The sequence below is a fragment of the Streptomyces sp. MspMP-M5 genome (genome assembly GCF_000373585.1).
In the GTDB taxonomy this organism is placed as follows: domain Bacteria; phylum Actinomycetota; class Actinomycetes; order Streptomycetales; family Streptomycetaceae; genus Streptomyces.
On the sequence record NZ_KB891929.1, the window covers coordinates 179,366 to 197,334 of the forward strand.

Consider the following 17,969-nt stretch of genomic DNA (forward strand, 5'->3'; position numbering starts at 1 on the left):
CCGAGACCTCGCTCCGCTCGCCCCCGCCTGCGCGGGGCGCGCGCCCGTCGACGGTCCTCACCCGGCTGCCGGCCGGGGGGAACCCGATGCCGCGCTCACTCATCCAGCGCCTCCCGGCTGCGGATCCTGGTTGTGCGGTGCCCCGTCCATCGGGTCGGCGGGTCCCGCCTGGTGGGGAATGCGGGCGGTCTCGGCCGGTGCCTCCGCGGCGACGGCCTCGGCCGCCTCGGCGGCCTCCGCGCGGGACTTCACGACGTCGGCGACGGCGTCCAGGACACCGCGGTAGCCCGAGCAGCGGCAGAGGTTGCCGCAGAGCGCCTTGCGGGTCTCCAGCTCCGTGGGGGCGTGATTGCCCTCCAGGAGGTCGTGCACGGTCATCGCCATGCCCGGTACGCAGTAGCCGCACTGCACCGCCCCGGAGGCGGCAAGGGCCTGCTGGACGTCGGAGGGCACGCCGTTCTGCGCGAGCCCTTCGACGGTGCGGACCTCGCTGCCGGCCGTGGTGGCGGCGGGCACCAGGCAGGAGGCGACCAGCCGCCCGTCCACCTGGACCGAGCAGGCCCCGCACTCCCCCTGGGAGCAGCCGTCCTTGGCCCCGGCCAGGCCGAGCCGCTCGCGCAGCACGTAGAGCAGCGACTCGCCGATCCAGGCGTCCTTGACCGGGCGGTCGATGCCGTTGACGCGCAGCATGTAGGAGGCCGAAGGGTGTTCGTCGTGGCCGTCGAGGACGGCCGGAGCGTCCCCGGCCTCCGGAACCTCCGGCGCGGCGGCGCCCTCCGGGGCCGCAGGGGGCGGCTCGGGCGCGAGGGCCTCGGTGTTGTGGGCGGGCGGGCCGGACTCGACGCCGGCCTCGGCGGGGGCCGGTCCGGCGGCGGGCGCGCCGAGGTCCGCGGCGGGCTCCGCCGGGTGGTCGGCCCGCGCGGCGTCCGGAGCGGGCGCCTCGGGGGCCTCCGCGGCCCCGGGCGGGCCCGCCGGTGCCGGGCCGTCGTCCAGGGCGCCGGAAGCCGCCATGGCCGCGGCAGGGGCCTGCGCAGGGCCTTCCGGCGCCGTGAGGGCGCCGTGGCCGTCGGGCGTCGCGGGCCCGGCGTCGGCGGGCTCCCCGGCCGGCCTGCCGGGGTCGGCAGCGGGAACGACGGGGGCACCGGCTCCGGCACCATGATCGACACCGCCGAGGGCGAACTCCCCCGTGGTGTCGTGCTGTTCGCCCTGCACCACCGGGACCGACCAGCCCTCGGCGCCCGCCGGGGCCGGCACCTCGGTGGCGGTGTCCTGACCGGCGGTCCCGTCCTGCGGGTGGGTCCCCCCGGCCGGCGGCCACTGGGCCAACGCGTCGGCGGGCAGCGACCAGTGGCCGGTCGCACCGCCCATGGGCGCCGCCGTGGCACCGGGTGCATACGGGTCGTCGGCGGGCGCGGGGAACGGCTCCCCCGCGGCGCCGCTCTCGTGGGCACCGTCGGCACCGGCGGCTCCGTCCGTGTCGACGGTGCCGGTGCCCCCGGTGGTCCCGCTGGTGGCGTCGAGACCGGCGGTGAAGTTCCAGTGGCCGGTGGCGCCGGTGTCCCCGGAGTCGGCCCGGCCTGCGGCCCCGTCGTCCTCGTAGGGCACGCCGGGGTAGCCGCCGCCCTGATAGACCGCGCCGCCGTGGCCGGCCAGGTGGTCGTCGCCGACCCGGTACTCGCCGGACTCCTCCAGGACGTCGTCGGCCGCCGGGACGGTCCACGCGCCACCGGCCGCCTCCGGGCTGCCGGCGACCGGCCAGTGCACCTGCTCGCCACCCCACGGCTGGGCGCCCTCGGGGGCGTTGGCCTGATAGGCCGCGGCGGGGTCCTGGTGCGGTGCGGCCTCCTGCCGTCCCGTGGGATCGGCGTAGCCCGCCGCGGGGTCGGGGTAGCCGGTGGACGGGTCGGCGAAGGGCATCGTCCACTGCCCGGTGGCCGCCGGGTCGGTGCCCGCGCCCGGTACCGGGGGCACGGCCGAGTGTGCGGGGAACGAGGACGGCGGGGTGTAGCCGTGGCCGGGCGCGGCCAATGGGTCGGCGCCCGGCGTGCGGTAACCGGCGCCGTACGCGCCGGTGGTGAAGCCTTCGGGGAGCTGGACGAAGGCGGTGGCCTCCGACTCGTACTCGCCGCCCGGCGGCAGCGGCTGCCAGCCCTGCTCGGGGTGCGGCTGCTGCGGATGGCGGTTGGTGTCTGCATCACTCACGAGAGCGCCCTCCCAAGTGCGCGGCGGGCCAGTGCTGCCACCGTACGGCGCAGGTGCAGGGCGGCCGGCGGCAGGGTCGCCGGTTCGGTGCCGTCCTGCGGCGGCGCCGGGTCGGGGATACAGGCGGCGGCCACGTAGTCGCCGAAGGCGGCCAGCGCCTCGGGGACCAGGCCGCGTTCGCCGTCCCAGTCGATGAGCGAGGCCACCCACTGCTCGGCCTCCAGGGGGCGCAGCGGCATCGCGGCGACCGCGCCGACCGCGCAGCGCACCGCGCGCCGGGCGGGGTCCAGGACCAGCGCGACGGAGGCGGTGGCGCGGCCGGGGCCGGTGCGCCCGGTGGCCTTGAGGAAGGTCTGCGGGGCGTGCAGCAGCGGAACCCGTACGAAGCCGACGAGTTCGCCGGGGCTCAGCATCTCGCGGCCGGTGAGCAGATGGCTGACCGGGATCTCGCGGCGGGCGCCCCCGGGGCCGGCGATGATCACCGTGGCCTCCAGTGCGGCCAGCACCGGCAGGGTGTCGCCCGTGGGGGCGCAGCTGACGATGTTGCCGCCGAGGGTCCCGGCGTTGCGGATCTGCGGCGGGCCGGCCGCGCGGGCGGCGGCGGCCAGACCGGGAATCAGGGCGGCGAAGTCGGGGCGCCCCATACGGGCGAGGGTCAGGCCGGCGCCGAGCAGCGCATGGCCGTCGAGGTACTGCCAGCCGCGGATCTCGCTGATCCGGCCGAGGCCCACCAGGCCCGCGGGTCTGAGGAGTCCGGCGTTGACCGCCGCCATGAGGTCCGTGCCGCCCGCGACGGGCACGGCGGCGGGCATGGCGGTGAGTGCCGCCACCGCCTCGTCGAGCGAGGCCGGCAACGTCACCGATTGCGACGCGTGCGGTGCGTGCGTGGTCAACCCAGCTGCCCCTTCCCCGGTGTCCCGGCAGTTCCGCTCCGCCGTACGGTACGTGCTCACGGCCCGGACGTGGCAACTCTGGCACATCTTCGCGCACCCGGTACGCGAGGGTGCGCGAAGCGGTGTTCCGTCCCCGAAGAGGGCGCGGGGCCCTGTCCCGTTTCGTCCGCCGGTTCCGGTGAACGTGCTCCACCGTTCCAGGGTCCGGCCGGACGGGCGCCCCGCTTGCCCGGGGGCTCACACGTTTGGGGGCGACCCGTCGAAGGGGCGTCCGAGGATGCCGGGGCGACGCTGCCAGGGGTGGGGGCCGCCGGGCGGGCGGTAGTCCACGCCGAGGGCGTCGAGGCGGGCGTAGTGGTCGGTCATCCGTCGGATGAAGTCCTGGTAGTCGCGGGCGGACGGGGCGGGCAGCCGGGACCAGGCGACCTCGGCGAACGCGGCCAGCCGCGGGAAGACCTGGTAGTCGAGGCGCTGCGGGCTGTCCATGACCTCGGTCCAGGCGTTGGCCTGGGTGCCGAGGACCCGCGCGGCCTGTTCGCCCGTCAGCTCCGGTGGCACCGGCTCGAAGCGGTAGACGTCCTCCAGGGTCCGTACGTAGCCGATCGGCACCGGCTCGTCCGGGGAGGGGTCCTGACGGTGGTCCAGGTAGACCTGCTGCTCGGGGCACATGACGACGTCGTGGCCGGCCTTGGCCGCGGCGATCCCGCCCGCGTAGCCGCGCCAGGAGGAGACCGTCGCGCCCTCGGCCAGGCCCCCTTCGAGGATCTCGTCCCAGCCGACGAGCCGCCGGCCGCGGGCGGTGAGCCAGCGGTCGAAATGCCGGATGAACCAGCTCTGCAGGCCGTCCTCGCCGTCCAGGCCCAGCGCCGCGATCCGGTCCTGGGCGGTGGGCGAGGCCCGCCACTGGTCCTTGGGGCACTCGTCGCCGCCGAGGTGCACGAACGTCGACGGGAAGAGTTCGAGGACCTCCTCCAGTACGTGCTCGTAGAAGCGCAGGGTGTTGTCGGTGGGTGCCAGTACGTTGGGGTTGACGCCCCAGGTGTCCCAGACCTTCAGGGAGGTGGTGTCGATGACGTCGGTGTTGCCCAGTTCCGGGTATGCCGCGATGGCGGCCTGGGAGTGGCCGGGGATATCGATTTCGGGGACGACGGTGATCCGCCGCTCGGCGGCGTAGGCGACGATCTCGCGGAGGTCGTCCTGGGTGTAGTGGCCGCCGTGCGGGCGCGGGTCCCACAGCGGCGAGTCGCGGTGGCCGAGCCGGGTGCGCTCGCGCCAGGCGCCGGTCGCGGTCAGCCGCGGGTACCGCCTGATCTCGATCCGCCAGCCCTGGTCGTCGGTGAGGTGGAGGTGCAGGACGTTCAGTTTGTGGGCGGCCATCAGGTCGAGGTAGCGCAGCACCCCGTCCTTGGGGAGGAAGTGCCGGGCGACGTCCAGCATCAGGCCGCGCCAGCGGAAGCGCGGGGCGTCCTCGACGGTCTGCTCGGGCAGGCCCGGTGTGTGCCGCGGGGCGAGCGGGGCGCGCCGGAAGGCGGCGGGCCCGAGGAGCTGACGGAGCGTCTGGGCGCCCCAGAAGACGCCGGCCGGGCCGCCGCCGGTGAGGCGCACGCCCCAGCGGGCGTCGGCGTCGAGCCGGTAGCCCTCCTCGGGGAGGGCCGGGTCGAGGGCGAGCGCCAGGGTGTCCGGTGCGTCGGCGGAGCCGGGCGGCAGCGGCAGGGCGAAGGCGGCGCCGAGCGTGGCGCGCAGCCAGCGTGCGGTGTCCTCGGTGCCGGGGGCGGCGGCCAGCGCGGTCTGCGCGCCGAGCCGTACGGTCCGGGGGCCGGCGCCGGCGTCGCCCAGGTCGCGGCTGAGCGGGGCCGGGATCAGACCGGTGGGGGGTGCGGTGTCCAGATCTGTCACGACGTCAGTCTTCACCGCCTCGCCGCGCGGAGAAACCCGCGCCGGACGGCCCGCGCCGGCGACGGCGTGCCCGGGGCCGGGGCGGCGGAGGTGCCGGGTACGGCGACGGGCCCGGGCCCACGAGGGGGCCGGGCCCGTGCGGACCTCGCGCGCGGGGCAGCGGGCCGGGGCGCCGCGCCTCCTGGGCGCGCGCCGCGGCCGGCGGTTACTTCTTGCCGCCGTCCTTGTCCTTGTCGCCGCCGGCGCCCATGGATTCGAAGATCTCCTTGCACAGCGGACAGACCGGGTACTTCTTCGGGTCGCGGCCCGGGACCCAGACCTTGCCGCAGAGCGCCACGACGGGGGTGCCGTCGAGCGCGCTCGCCATGATCTTGTCCTTCTGGACGTAGTGGGCGAAGCGCTCGTGGTCGCCGTCGCCGTGCGACACCTGCGGTGTCGGCTCTACGAGGGTCCCCGTACCTGCCCCGCGCTCGGGCTCAAGAGTGCTCATAAGTGCCAAGGGTACTCACGCGCGGCGCGGGCCGGGAGCGTCGGCCCGCCGCCAGATGCACCAGCAGTCCCAGGGCCGCGACCCCGGCCGCCGCCCAGGGGAGCGCCGCCGGCGACAGCCCCGCCGCCAGGGCCAGCCCGCCGAGCGCCGAGCCGACCGCGCTGCCCAGATAGAGCGCCGAGTTGTTCAGCGCGAGGGCGACGGTGCCGCGCTGCCCGCTCACCTGGAGCAGCCGGTGCTGCTGCGGCACCTGGAACGCCCAGCCCGCCGCGCCCCAGGCCAGCAGCGCGACCACCGCACCGGGCAACGCCACCGCCGCCAGGGTCGGCAGCAGGGCCTGCGCCGCGGTGACCACCAGCAGCACCCCGCCGGCCAGCAGCCGTACCCGCCCGGTGCGGTCCACCAGCGGCCCGGCCAGCACGCTCCCCAGGACGCCGCCGGCGCCCCAGGCCCACAGGTAGGGGGCGACCTCGTGGACGCCGCCGGCCGCGGCCAGCACCGGTGCGAGATAGGTGTAGAGGCCGAGGCTGGCCACCGCGGCGAGGAAGGAGACGGTGACGACGGGCGCCACCCGGCGGTCGGCGACGGCGGCCAGCCGGGCCCGTACGGGGACGGCGGGCTCCGCCGGCACCGGCGGCAGCAGCGCCGCCAGGCCGCCGAGCGCGACCGCGCCCAGCGCGGTGACCAGCCAGAGCGTGGCCCGCCAGCCGGTGTGCTCGGCCAGCAGTACCCCGATGGGCACGCCCAGCACGGTGCCCGCGCTCATCCCGCCCATGACGAGCGCCAGCGCCCGGCCGCGCTTCTCGGCGGGGACGAGCGCCGCGGCGGCCGCGGTGGACAGCGCGGAGTAGACCCCGGCGCCGGCGCCCGCGACGGCCCGGGCGGCCAGCAGCAGGCCGAGTGACGGGGCCAGCGCGGTCAGGCCGTTGCCGAGGGTGAAGACGGCCAGCGCGGCCAGGATCAGCAGCCGGGGCCGCACCCCGGAGAGCAGTCCGGCGACCAGTGGCGCGGCGATCGCGTAGGCCAGGGTGAAGACCGTCACCAGCTGGCCGGCGAGGGACACCCGGGTGCCCACGTCGGCGGCGATGACCGGTAGCAGTCCCGCCATCACGTACGCGTCCAGGCCGAGGGTGAAGGCCCCCAGCGTCAGCAGCAAGATCTTGCGCACCGCGCTCATCTCCCCTGGTGGTCCGGCGGGCCGGGGACCTTCCCCGGCCCGGGGCGGACCGCTCGCGGGGAAACGTAGGCAGTCTCCGGATGGCCGGGGAAATGCCCGCACGGAGCACTTATGCTGGGGCGGCATGAATGGTCTCCGCGGTATCCAGGACGGCGCCGGCACCGCGGCGGGGCCGGCTCACGACGACATCGGCGAGCCCGCCCCCGGCACCGACGACCGGATCACCGACCCGGCCCTCGACGGGGTCGAACTGCGGCATCTGCGGGGCTTCCTGGCCGTCGCGGAGGAGCGCAGCTTCACCCACGCCGCGGACCGGCTGCGGATCGGCCAGCCCGCGCTGACCCGGGCCGTCCGGGCCCTGGAGACCGCGCTCGGCGTACGGCTGCTGGACCGGACCACCCGCCGGGTCGCCCTGACCGACGCCGGCCGCCGCCTCTACGCCGACCTCGCACCGCTGCTGCCCCGGCTCGCCGCCGCGCTGCGCTCCCCCACCGGGCCGGCGGTGCTGCGGCTGGGCTTCACCTCGCTGCTGCCCGCCGCCTGCCGCGCGCTGATCGCCCGCTTCGAGGCGGAGACCGGGGCCGGTGTCCGCCTCGTCCGCCGGGACTCCCCGCTGGCCGGACTGGAGACCGGGGAGTCGGACGTGGTGGTGCTCCGCGGCGAGGTGCCGCGGGACGCCGGGCTGCGCACCGCGCTCCTGCTGCGGGAGCCACGGGTGGCCGCCGTGCCGCGGGCCGCCGCCCCGGGGAGCCTGGCCCGCCGGCGGGTGCTGGACTGGGCCGAGCTGGCGGAGCTGCCGCTGGTGGTCAACACCGTCACCGGCACCACCCGGCCCGAGCTGTGGCCGGCCGAGCGGCGCCCTCAACTCGCCTGCACCGCGGACAACTTCGACGAGTGGCTGGAGGCCGTGGCGGCCGGGCACGGGATCGGGGTGGCCCCGGAGGGCGTGGCCGAACGGCACCCGCACCCCGGGATCCGCTACGTCCGGCTGAAGAACACGCCGCCGGTGCCGGTGCGGCTCGCCCTGCCGGCCCGGGACGCCCACCCGCTGGCCGAGCGCTTCTTCACCCTGGGCGGAGCGCACCGGCGCTGACGGCCACCTGGCCCGCCCGGCGGCACCGCGGCAGCCCGGCCCGCTCTACGAGGCCACCGCCGGCACCGCGTCCCGCTCCCCCGCCGTCAGCCCCAGCTCCGCGGCGAACGCCAGCGCGGCCTCCGGGCGGACCTCGTACCAGCAGTCCGGGCCGCAGACCGCGTCCAGCAGCGCGGAGACGTCCGCCGCGCGGACCGTGCGGGCCGCGGCGGCCGCGATGAACGCGCGGACCGTCTCCGCGGGGTGCACATCGGTCTCGGTGAGGGCCACCAGATGCCCGGTGATCTCCTCCACCGCCGCGTCACCGGGCGCCGCCCAGCCCATCGCCGTCTCCAGGCCGTCGTCCGGCATCGCCGCGGGATACGGGGCACGGGCCCAGGCGCCGTCCTCGTACCAGTAGGCGAAGCCGAGGAGGTTGCCCCGGGCGTCGTCGCGCAGTTGCTCCCAGGGCAGCCACGCGGGGCCGCCGGCCAGGAAGTCGATCTGCCGGTCGCCGCTGTGGGTGTAGCTGCCGTCGGAGTCCTGGCCGCAGAGCAGGGCGCGGCCGCCGTCGTAGAGCCCGAGCCGCCACCAGTACGCGCCGCCGGAGTTCCAGCAGGCCAGGCCGTCCGGGCCGAAGGAGTACTCGTCGCCGTCGCTCATGGCCGCGGCCACCACCGCCAGGGTCGCGGCCCGCGCCCACACCTGCTCCGGATCGTCCAGGTCCCCGGGCACGCTCGGCCTGTGCATGGTGCTCTCCCCCGCTCCGTTCGACGCGGCCGCGCCCGTGCGACCGCGCAGCGTTCCTGGCACTGCGAACGATAGCGACGGGGTCCGACAACGCCCCATGACGAAGCCGTCACAAAGTGCCCGGCGCGCGCCCGGGCGCACCACCCGGCGCGCAGGGCCCGGCGCCGCGGTGCGGCGGGCCCGCTACGGGCCGGTGGCGGGCCGGCGGCTCAGTTCAGCGACGGGTCGTCGGGGTAGGTCGCCACCATCGCCAGCTCGTTGCGCTGCCGGCGCAGCACCGCGCGCCACAGCTGCTCCGGATCGGGCGAGGAGACGTCGCCCGGCTCGGACTCGACGACGTACCAGGCCCCCTCCACCAGCTCGTCCTCCAGCTGGCCGGGGCCCCAGCCGGCGTACCCGGCGAAGATCCGCAGGCTGCCGAGGACCGCGGCGAGGAGCTCCGGCGGGGCCTCCAGGTCCACCAGGCCGATCGCGCCGTGCACCCGGCGCCAGCCCAGCGGCTCGTCGCCGGGACCGGCGCCGTCGGCCGGGTCCGCGGCCGGCGCGCCGGCCGTCCCGCCGCCCGCGCCGCCGGCGTGGCTCGCCCCGCCCGTGGAGGGGGCGCTCTCGCCGGGCGTCCCACCGCCGGGCACCACCGCCACCCCGAGCGCCGAGTCCAGGGAGACCGGGCCGCCCTGGAAGACCACCCCGGGCTCCCCGGTCAGCCCGGCCCAGGGGGCGAGGATGTCGGCGACGCCGACCGGGGTGGGGCGGTTGAGGATCACGCCGAGGGACCCCTCCTCGTCGTGGTCGAGGAGGAGCACCACCGCCCGGTCGAAGTTCGGGTCGGCGAGCGCGGGTGTGGCGACGAGCAGCCGCCCTGTGAGCGAGGACACCTCGGTCATGGCCACATGATCCCGCACTTCCGGCCCGAAGGGGGAGTCAACGCCCGGACCCGCCGGGAGAACAGGGCGGGCGTACGACGGCAGACCCCGGCGCACGGTTCCGGCACCGAATGACTTATTCGCGACATTCTTCGCGTTCGCCGCAAAAGGCGATGACGCATCACAGGCGGCCTGTAGCGGAGCGTGTTGTGACAAAGCCATTACATGGCCGGACCCGGTCCGTCGCGACGGGCACCCCCTCGGCCGCCCTTACCATTTCTCGTGGCCCAGACCGACTCCAGGAACGCGAGATCCATGACCGTCTCCACTGACGACGTACTGATTGTCCACGGCGGCACCCCGCTGGAGGGCGAGATCCGGGTTCGCGGTGCGAAGAACCTTGTACCCAAGGCCATGGTCGCCGCCCTCCTGGGAAGCGGTCCGAGCCGGCTGCGCAACGTCCCCGACATCCGGGACGTCCGCGTGGTGCGCGGGCTGCTCCAGCTGCACGGCGTCACGGTGCGCCCGGGCGACGAGTCCGGCGAGCTGGTCCTCGACCCCTCGCACGTGGAGAGCGCCAACGTCGCGGACATCGACGCGCACGCCGGCTCCTCGCGGATCCCGATCCTGTTCTGCGGCCCGCTGCTGCACCGGCTGGGCCACGCCTTCATCCCGGGCCTGGGCGGCTGCGACATCGGCGGCCGGCCGGTCGACTTCCACTTCGACGTGCTGCGGCAGTTCGGCGCGAAGATCGAGAAGCGCGCCGACGGGCAGTACCTGGAGGCCCCGCAGCGGCTGCGCGGCTGCAAGATCCGGCTGCCGTACCCGTCGGTCGGCTCGACCGAGCAGGTGCTGCTGACGGCCGTCCTGGCCGAGGGCGTCACCGAGCTGTCGAACGCCGCCGTGGAGCCGGAGATCGAGGACCTGATCTGCGTCCTGCAGAAGATGGGCGCGATCATCTCCATGGACACCGACCGGACGATCCGGATCACCGGTGTCGACAAGCTCGACGGCTACACCCACCGCGCCCTCCCGGACCGTCTGGAGGCCGCCTCCTGGGCGTCCGCGGCGCTGGCCACCGAGGGCAACATCTACGTCCGGGGCGCCCAGCAGCGCTCCATGATGACCTTCCTCAACACCTTCCGTAAGGTCGGCGGCGCCTTCGAGATCGACGACGAGGGCATCCGCTTCTGGCACCCGGGCGGCTCGCTCGACGCCATCGCCCTGGAGACCGACGTCCACCCCGGTTTCCAGACCGACTGGCAGCAGCCCCTGGTGGTCGCGCTGACCCAGGCGTCGGGCCTGTCGATCGTCCACGAGACGGTCTACGAGTCCCGCCTCGGCTTCACCTCCGCGCTCAACCAGATGGGCGCCCACATCCAGCTCTACCGCGAGTGCCTGGGCGGCTCCGCCTGCCGCTTCGGCCAGCGCAACTTCCTGCACTCCGCGGTCGTCTCCGGGCCCACCCGGCTCCAGGGCGCCGACCTGGTCATCCCCGACCTGCGCGGCGGCTTCTCGTACCTGATCGCGGCGCTGGCGGCGCAGGGCACCTCCCGGGTGCACGGCATCGACCTGATCAACCGCGGCTACGAGAACTTCATGGAGAAGCTCGTCGAGCTGGGCGCCAAGGTGGAGCTGCCGAACGGCAACCCGCGGGGCTGATCCCCCGCCCGTCCGCGCCAGGAGGCGCCGCGTCGGTCGCACCGCGACGACCGCGCGGCGCCTTCGCGTTTCCCGGCCCCGGGTCCCCGCCCCCTGCGGACGGCCCACCGAAGGCCCTGAGCGGCGCGTACGCGGGCATACGAAGGGCGGCCACCCTCCGGGAAGGGTGGCCGCCCGACATGCCGTGGGAAGGGCCTTACTTGCCCTTGGCGGCTTCCTTGAGCTTCGAGCCCGCGGAGACCTTCACGCTGTAGCCGGCCGCGATCTGGATCGGCTCACCCGTCTGCGGGTTCCGCGCGGTGCGAGCGGCACGGTGGGTGCGCTCGAAAGTCAGGAAGCCGGGGATGGTGACCTTCTCGTCGCCCTTGGCGACGATCTCGCCGACGGTCTCGGCGAACGCGGCCAGAACGGCGTCGGCGTCCTTGCGGGTCACCTCGGCGCGATCGGCCAGAGCGGCCACCAGCTCACTGCGGTTCATGTATGTACTCCCGTGTTCTTCTTGCCAATGCGGCGTGCCACGCGGCGGAGCCGCATGTTTGGGCTCAGCGAAGCCGATGCTGCCAGGGCCCTCGGACAGTCTGCGGACCCGGGTCTGCGTGCCAGACCCTCGCGCCCGAATACGCATCCTGCCCCCACCTGCGGCGGTAAAGCCAATCCGGCACCCTGGAGGGTCACCCGCCACCCTATGGGTGGCCTGCTGGGGGCACGTCCTGCGACGCGCCGTCTCAGACCCCGGTGGCGGCCGTCACAGCCTCGCCCGCGGCCTTCGCCGCGTCCCGCACCGCGCCGGCCACCGCGCCCGCGACCTTCTCGTTGAAGACGCTGGGGATGATGTAGTTCGCGTTGAGCTCGTCGTCCAGGACGACGTCGGCGAGAGCGCGGGCCGCGGCCAGCATCATCTCGGTGTTCACCGTACGCGAGGCGGCGTCGAGCAGGCCGCGGAAGACCCCGGGGAACACCAGGACGTTGTTGATCTGGTTGGGGAAGTCGGAGCGGCCGGTGGCGACGACGGCGGCGGTCTGCCGGGCGAGGGCCGGGTCGACCTCCGGGTCCGGGTTGGCCAGTGCGAAGACGATCGCGCCGTCGGCCATCCGGGCCACGTCGTCGCCGTCGAGGACGTTGGGGGCGGAGACGCCGATGAAGACGTCGGAGCCGTCCACGGCCTCCTTGAGGGTGCCGGTGACGCCCTCGGGGTTGGTGTTGTCGGCGATCCAGCGCAGCGCCGAGTCGGGGTCGGCGTCGACCAGGTCGGCGCGGGCGGCGTGCACCACGCCGTGGATGTCGGCGACCACGGCGTGCCGGACGCCGGCGGCCAGCAGCAGCTTGAGGATGGCGGTGCCGGCGGCGCCGGCGCCGGACATCACGACCCGGACGTCCTCGATCTTCTTGCCGACGACGCGCAGCGCGTTGGTGAGCGCGGCGAGCACCACGATGGCGGTGCCGTGCTGGTCGTCGTGGAAGACCGGGATGTCCAGGGCCTCGCGCAGCCGGGCCTCGATCTCGAAGCAGCGGGGCGCGGAGATGTCCTCGAGGTTGATGCCCGCGAAGCCGGGGGCGATGGCCTTGACGATCTCGACGATCGCGTCGGGGTCCTGGGTGTCCAGGCAGAGCGGCCAGGCGTCGATGCCGGCGAAGCGCTTGAAGAGGGCCGCCTTGCCCTCCATGACGGGCAGGGCGGCCTTGGGGCCGATGTTGCCGAGGCCGAGGACGGCGGAGCCGTCGGTGACCACCGCGACGCTGTTGCGCTTGATGGTGAGCCGGCGGGCGTCCTCGGGGTTGTCGGCGATGGCCTGGCAGACCCTGGCGACGCCGGGGGTGTAGACCATGGACAGGTCGTCGCGGTTCCGGATCGGGTGCTTGGACGACATCTCGATCTTGCCGCCGAGGTGCATCAGGAAGGTCCGGTCGGAGACCTTGCCGAGCGAGACGCCCTCGATGCCGCGCAGCTTGGAGACGATCTCCTGGGCGTGCGCGGTGGAGGTCGCGGCGATCGTGACGTCGATCCGGAGTTTCTCGTGGCCGGACGCGGTCACGTCGAGGCCGGTGACCGACCCGCCGGAGGACTCCACGGCCGTGGTGAGCTGGCTGACGGCGGTGCCGCTCGCCGGCACCTCCAGTCGCACCGTCATCGAATACGAGACGCTAGGCGCCGTTGCCATGGCCGACTTCCTCTGCTTTCCCTGGTTTGGCTCTGAGCGGCTCCGGATCTCAGGGGTTGCCGAGCCGGAGCGCGTCGTTCGATCGTCCCACCTACCAGCCGGTACACGGTAACCAGCTACGAATTCCGGAAAGACTCTTCCACCATACGAGAAACGATCGCCCGAATGGAACCCCACCGCCCCACGCGAATCGGCCACCTCGCACACGCGGGCGCGGCCGGGGGAGGAAAACGACTGCGGGCGCCCCTCCCGGAGGAGGGGCGCCCGCGCCGCTGCTTGATGACACCGACCCGCCATGCTCGCCTCGCGGCAAGTGGTCGCTCGTAGCGACGATGGTTGGGCCCGGGGGCTTGGATCGAGCCGGTGCCGCCACCAAGGCTAACAAACCATCCCGGCAAGCGAATCCCGTCCCGCGCACCCGATTTCACAACCCCTCGGATGGCAGCACACGGGCCCCGGGGCGGGGCCCGTTCGCTAGTCGCGGAGCAGGTCCGGGACGCCGTGCTCGTCGGGGTCGTCCGGGGCGGCGGAGAGCACGGTCAGCTGCTGGGTGGCTCGGGTCAGGGCGACATAGAGGACCCGCAGGCCGGCCGGGGACTCGTCGGCGATCTCGGCGGGCGAGACCACCAGGGTGGCGTCGTACTCCAGGCCCTTGGCCTCCAGGGAGCCCAGCGCGACCACGCGGTCGCCGAGGCCGGCCAGCCAGTCGCGGGCCTGTGCGCGGCGGCGCATCGCCACCACGACGCCGACCGTGCCCTCGACCTCCGCCAGCAGCCGTTCGGCCTCGGCGACGGTGGCCCGGGCCAGCGCCTCGTCGGCGGTGCCGTCCGCGCCGCCGGTGCCTCCGGTGCCGTCGACGGCGCCGAAGCGCGGCTGCAGGCCGGTCGAGCGGACCGCCCGGGGCGCCGGGGTGCCGGGCATGGCCAGGGCCAGGACCCGGGACGCCAGCTCGGCGATCTCGGCCGGGTTGCGGTAGTTCACGGTGAGCGTGAAGCGGCGGCGCGGGCGGGTGCCGAGCGCCTCGTCGCGGGCCTCGGCGGCCTCGTCCGGGTCCGACCAGGAGGACTGCGCCGGGTCGCCGACCACGGTCCAGGTGGCGTGCCGGCCGCGGCGGCCGACCATCCGCCACTGCATCGGCGTCAGGTCCTGGGCCTCGTCGACGATGACGTGCGCGTAGTCGGTGCGCTCCTCCTCCAGGCGCTCCCTGCGCCCCCGGCCGGCGGAGAGCCGGTCCGCGTAGGTGGTCAGCTCCTCCAGGCCGGTCAGCTGGTCCAGCGGGTCGGCCTCGCGGGGGCGGGCCGGCCGGGCCGGGGCGCCCAGGATCTGCTGGAGCTCGTCCAGCAGCGCGACATCGTGCACCGACAGCGGACCCCGGCCGTCGTCACCCAACCTCCGCAGCGAGCGGGCGAGTTGGCGGACCTCGCGGGGGTTGAGGAGGCGGCGGGCCCAGCGGCCGAGGCGGCGCTCGTCGGCCATCGCGGCCAGGACGCCGCGCGGGGTGAGCTCCGGCCACCAGGCGTCGAGGAACGCCTGGAAGTCGGGCTCGGTGACGAGGTCCTCGTCGAAGCCCTGGCGGGCCTCGGCGGCCAGCTCCGGGTCGGAGTAGCGGCGGGCGCCGCCGGACTTGGCCCACAGGGCGTCCAGGATCAGCCGGCGGGCGCGCGGGCGCAGCAGGTTGACCGGGGCGGTGCCGCCCAGCGCGGACTGGCGGACGGCGCGCAGCTCGGCCTCGTCCAGTTCGAGCCGGGCGCCGAAGGCGACGACCCGGAGGCGGGTGGGCGGGGCCGGGGCGTCGCCGGGTGCGGCGGCGAGGTCCTCCAGGGACAGCTGGGTGTCCTCGGCGGTGCGGGCGCGCGGCGGGGCGGGCACGGCCGCCTCCAGAGCCCCGCGGGCGGCCTTGCGCAGCAGCTTCTGCATCCGCGCCGAACCCTTGATGCGGGAGATCGGCGGCGGGTCGTACGCGGTCGCCTCGGCGCCCTCCACGAGCGAGCCGAGCGCCCGGATGGCGACCTGCCCCTCCTCGCCCAGGGAGGGCAGCACGCCCTCGGTGTAGGCGACCAGCAGCGGGGTCGGGGAGACGATCAGGATGCCGCCGGCGTAGCGGCGGCGGTCCTGGTAGAGGAGGTAGGCGGCGCGGTGCAGGGCGACCGCGGTCTTGCCGGTGCCGGGCCCGCCCTCGACCTCGGTGACGGAGGCGGCGGGGGCCCGGATCACCATGTCCTGCTCGGCCTGGATGGAGGCGACGATGTCCCGCATGGTGTGGCTGCGGGCCCGGCCCAGCGCGGCCATGAGCGCGCCGTCGCCGACCGCCGGCAGCTCCTCGCCGTCCAGGGTGGCGGTGACCTCCGGGCGCATCAGGTCGTCCTCGACGCCCAGCACCCGGCGGCCCTTGGAGCGGATCACCCGGCGGCGGACGACCCGGCCGGGGGCGACCGGGGTGGCGCGGTAGAAGGGCGCGGCGGCCGGCGCCCGCCAGTCGATGACCAGCGGGGAGTAGTCCGCGTCCAGGACCCCGAGGCGGCCGATGTGCAGCGTCTCGGCGATGGCGGCGCGGCCGTCCCGGATTGCGCCGTCGGCCGGCTCGACGGAGGTGTAGGCGCCGTCCGGGCCCTTCTTGCCGTCCTTGCCCGGGAGCAGGTCGATCCGGCCGAAGAGGAAGTCCTCGTACTCGGAGTTGAGCCGGTGGAGGTGGACGCCGGCCTGGAAGACCTGGGCGTCGCGTTCGGCGAGCGCGCCGGGCGTGCCGACCTGGCCGCGCTTGGCGGCGTCGTCCATCAGGAACTCGGCCTCGTGGATCTTCTCCTCGAGGCGCCGGTAGACGCGGTCGAGGTGTGCCTGCTCGGCCTCGATCTCGCGGTCCCGAACGGAATCCGGTGCGTGGTCCGGTGCGTGCGTGGCGTTGTGCGCGGCCACCCAAGCCCCCTTCTGCTGTGCGTAGGGCAGCCGTCAACCGTACGCGAACCCGGCACGGTGCGCACCTGGAGGTATGGACAAAACCGGACGTCGGCGGTCGGATGTCGACTCGGAAGGCGTTTCGGTCGGGCAGGCCCGGTCACCCCGCCGGATACGGAGGCACCGTCGCCGGATCAGGTCGCGGCGACGGACCCGGCGGCGGACCCGGCCGCGGTCACGGGATGCCCGCGGTCCGCCGCCGGTGCCGGGCCACCCGGGCGCGGTTGCCGCAGACCTCGCTGGAGCACCAGCGACGGCGCCGGCCGCGCGAGGTGTCCAGATAGACCAGCGGGCAGCCGTCGCCGGCGCACTGGCGCAGCCGGCCGCGCGCCGCCGGGTCGGTGAGCAGCGCGACGGCGTCCCGGGCCACCGCCGCCAGCAGCCCGGCGCAGTCGGGCGGGGCGGCCAGGGCGCCGGCGAGCGCGCCGTCCGGGCCGCGGACCGCGCGCACGGCGGGCGGCGCGGCGCCCTCGGCGGCGGCGTTGAGCAGCGCCAGATCGGCCGCGGCGGCCCGGCCGCGCACTTCGGCCCGGACGACCCGGCCCAGCAGCTCGCGCAGCGCCCGGAAACGGGCGACCCAGCCGGCGTCGACGGCGTCGAGCGGGGCGCCGGGCGGCACCAGTCCCGCGCCGGTCAGCCAGGCGGCCAGCGGCGCCGGGCCGGTGAGCCGCTCGCCGGCGGCCGGGGCGCCGCCGGCGGTGGCCATCAGGTCCAGGCAGATCCGCCCGCAGTCGAACCGGAAGTCGTAGGGGACTGCCATGGCTGCCATGTGCCTGTCACTCCTTGCGAACGGACACGGGACGGGAAAGGGGGCGCCGGGGGCGTACAGGAGCGTTCCCAGGGTGCCCGCCCGCGCCGCCCGCCGGAAGGCCGCGCGCGGGCGGCGGCGGAACGGGGCGGCCCGCGGCGCGCCAAGTGGCCGCCCGATCCGGGCACTTCGCACGGCCGCCACGAGACATGCCGCGTGGACACCCCCTGCGGACGCCCGCGCAGCACCTCATCCGGACACCCGCGTAGACACCCCATGTAGACACTGCACGTATACACGTGTTGTATAGTCCGCGGCATGTCGTCCTCACCGCTGCTCAAGAACCGCTCCACGCTGGCCCACAAGCTCGGCTACGCGGTCCGCAACCCGGCCCGGATCGCCCCCTACGTCAGGCGCACCGCCCGCGACACCTGGCTGCGCCTGAAGCACCCCGACCACGTCGCGTACTACCGCGCGGTGATGGCCTCGGACACCGACCGCAACCCGGAGGCCGCGGTCGGCAGCCGCAGCCACGAACGCTGGCTGGCACTGGGCGAGATGCAGTTCGACTACCTCGTGGAGCACGGACTGCGCCCCGGGCACCGGATGCTCGACATCGGCTGCGGCAACCTCCGGGCCGGCTGGCGGTTCATCGACCACCTGGACACCGGCAACTACTACGGGATCGACATCTCGCCGGACATCCTGATAGCCGCCAAGCGGACCCTCGCCACCTACGAACTCCAGGACAAGCTCCCGCACTTGACCCTCACCCAGGACCTGAAGCTGGACTTCCTGCCGGCCGCGCACTTCGACGTCGTCCACGCACACAGCGTCTTCTCGCACTCGCCGCTGCCCGTCATCGACGAGTGCCTGGCGCACGTCGGCCGGATCCTGGCCCCCGGCGGCTTCTTCGACTTCACCTTCGACCGCACCGAGGGCGCCGAACACCAGGTCCTGCGCGAGGACTTCTACTACCGGACCGAGACCCTGCTGCGGCTGGCCCGCGGGCACGGGCTGACGGCGCGCTTCATGGAGGACTGGGAGACCCGGCCGCACGGCCAGTCCAAGATCCGGGTGAGCAACCCGGCCTGAGGGGCACGGC

At 75.1% G+C, this 17,969-nt stretch carries 14 protein-coding genes; 3 read left to right on the forward strand and 11 right to left on the reverse strand.

The window, feature by feature from the left end; genetic code table 11:
• Positions 1–99 precede the first annotated feature (99 nt).
• The 5 genes from B073_RS0132850 to B073_RS0132870 all read right to left on the reverse strand — a co-directional run bounded on the left by B073_RS0132850 (position 100) and on the right by B073_RS0132870 (position 6,658).
• Positions 100–2,202, reverse strand: coding sequence for a 2Fe-2S iron-sulfur cluster-binding protein (locus B073_RS0132850; protein WP_018542320.1), 2,103 nt, complete (start codon positions 2,200–2,202; stop codon positions 100–102).
• A complete protein-coding gene (locus B073_RS0132855) occupies positions 2,199–3,095 on the reverse strand; it encodes an FAD binding domain-containing protein (protein WP_018542321.1) in 897 nt (298 codons plus the stop codon). Before B073_RS0132855 ends, B073_RS0132850 begins: the two co-directional genes overlap by 4 nt.
• A 237-nt stretch (positions 3,096–3,332) precedes the next feature.
• A complete protein-coding gene (locus B073_RS0132860) occupies positions 3,333–4,991 on the reverse strand; it encodes a beta-N-acetylhexosaminidase (RefSeq protein WP_018542322.1) in 1,659 nt (552 codons plus the stop codon).
• Positions 4,992–5,196: 205 nt separating this feature from the next.
• Positions 5,197–5,481, reverse strand: a complete 285-nt coding sequence (locus B073_RS41940; protein ID WP_026247947.1) for a DUF3039 domain-containing protein — start codon at positions 5,479–5,481, stop codon at positions 5,197–5,199.
• Positions 5,468–6,658, reverse strand: coding sequence for an MFS transporter (locus B073_RS0132870; protein WP_018542324.1), 1,191 nt, complete (start codon positions 6,656–6,658; stop codon positions 5,468–5,470). The genes B073_RS41940 and B073_RS0132870 overlap by 14 nt, the downstream gene beginning before the upstream one ends.
• Before the next feature lie 124 nt (positions 6,659–6,782).
• On the opposite strand from B073_RS0132870, the gene B073_RS0132875 reads away from it, so the two are divergent.
• Positions 6,783–7,751 (forward strand): LysR family transcriptional regulator, encoded by a 969-nt coding sequence (locus B073_RS0132875; protein ID WP_018542325.1) that lies wholly within the window; start codon positions 6,783–6,785, stop codon positions 7,749–7,751.
• A gap of 45 nt (positions 7,752–7,796) precedes the next feature.
• Here the strand turns inward: B073_RS0132875 and B073_RS0132880 are convergent, their stop codons facing one another.
• Positions 7,797–8,480, reverse strand: coding sequence for a hypothetical protein (locus B073_RS0132880; protein ID WP_026247948.1), 684 nt, complete (start codon positions 8,478–8,480; stop codon positions 7,797–7,799).
• 209 nt (positions 8,481–8,689) lie between these two features.
• Complete coding sequence (locus B073_RS0132885) at positions 8,690–9,364, reverse strand: YqgE/AlgH family protein (protein WP_026247949.1); 675 nt, start codon at positions 9,362–9,364, stop codon at positions 8,690–8,692.
• A gap of 294 nt (positions 9,365–9,658) precedes the next feature.
• Here B073_RS0132885 and murA point away from each other — a divergent pair, with 294 nt between their 5' ends.
• Positions 9,659–11,005, forward strand: a complete 1,347-nt coding sequence (gene murA / locus B073_RS0132890) for a UDP-N-acetylglucosamine 1-carboxyvinyltransferase (protein WP_018542328.1) — start codon at positions 9,659–9,661, stop codon at positions 11,003–11,005.
• A 196-nt stretch (positions 11,006–11,201) separates the two neighbouring features.
• Here murA and B073_RS0132895 read toward each other — a convergent pair whose 3' ends face one another.
• From B073_RS0132895 to B073_RS0132910, 4 genes are all read right to left on the reverse strand, one after another.
• Positions 11,202–11,483 carry an HU family DNA-binding protein gene (locus B073_RS0132895; RefSeq protein ID WP_018542329.1) on the reverse strand — a complete coding sequence of 94 codons (282 nt, stop codon included), beginning with the start codon at positions 11,481–11,483 and terminating at the stop codon, positions 11,202–11,204.
• Between the two features lie 247 nt (positions 11,484–11,730).
• On the reverse strand, positions 11,731–13,164 hold the full coding sequence (locus tag B073_RS0132900; protein ID WP_026247950.1) for an NAD-dependent malic enzyme: 1,434 nt from the start codon (positions 13,162–13,164) through the stop codon (positions 11,731–11,733).
• A 474-nt stretch (positions 13,165–13,638) separates the two neighbouring features.
• Positions 13,639–16,077, reverse strand: a complete 2,439-nt coding sequence (locus B073_RS0132905) for a HelD family protein (protein WP_018542331.1) — start codon at positions 16,075–16,077, stop codon at positions 13,639–13,641.
• Between the two features lie 214 nt (positions 16,078–16,291).
• The gene (locus B073_RS0132910) at positions 16,292–16,885 is read right to left on the reverse strand and encodes an ABATE domain-containing protein (protein ID WP_018542332.1); all 594 of its coding nucleotides are present in this window, start codon (positions 16,883–16,885) and stop codon (positions 16,292–16,294) included.
• A 297-nt stretch (positions 16,886–17,182) separates the two neighbouring features.
• Here B073_RS0132910 and B073_RS0132915 point away from each other — a divergent pair, with 297 nt between their 5' ends.
• Positions 17,183–17,959 (forward strand): class I SAM-dependent methyltransferase, encoded by a 777-nt coding sequence (locus tag B073_RS0132915; protein ID WP_018542333.1) that lies wholly within the window; start codon positions 17,183–17,185, stop codon positions 17,957–17,959.
• The last annotated feature ends 10 nt before the right edge of the window (positions 17,960–17,969 follow it).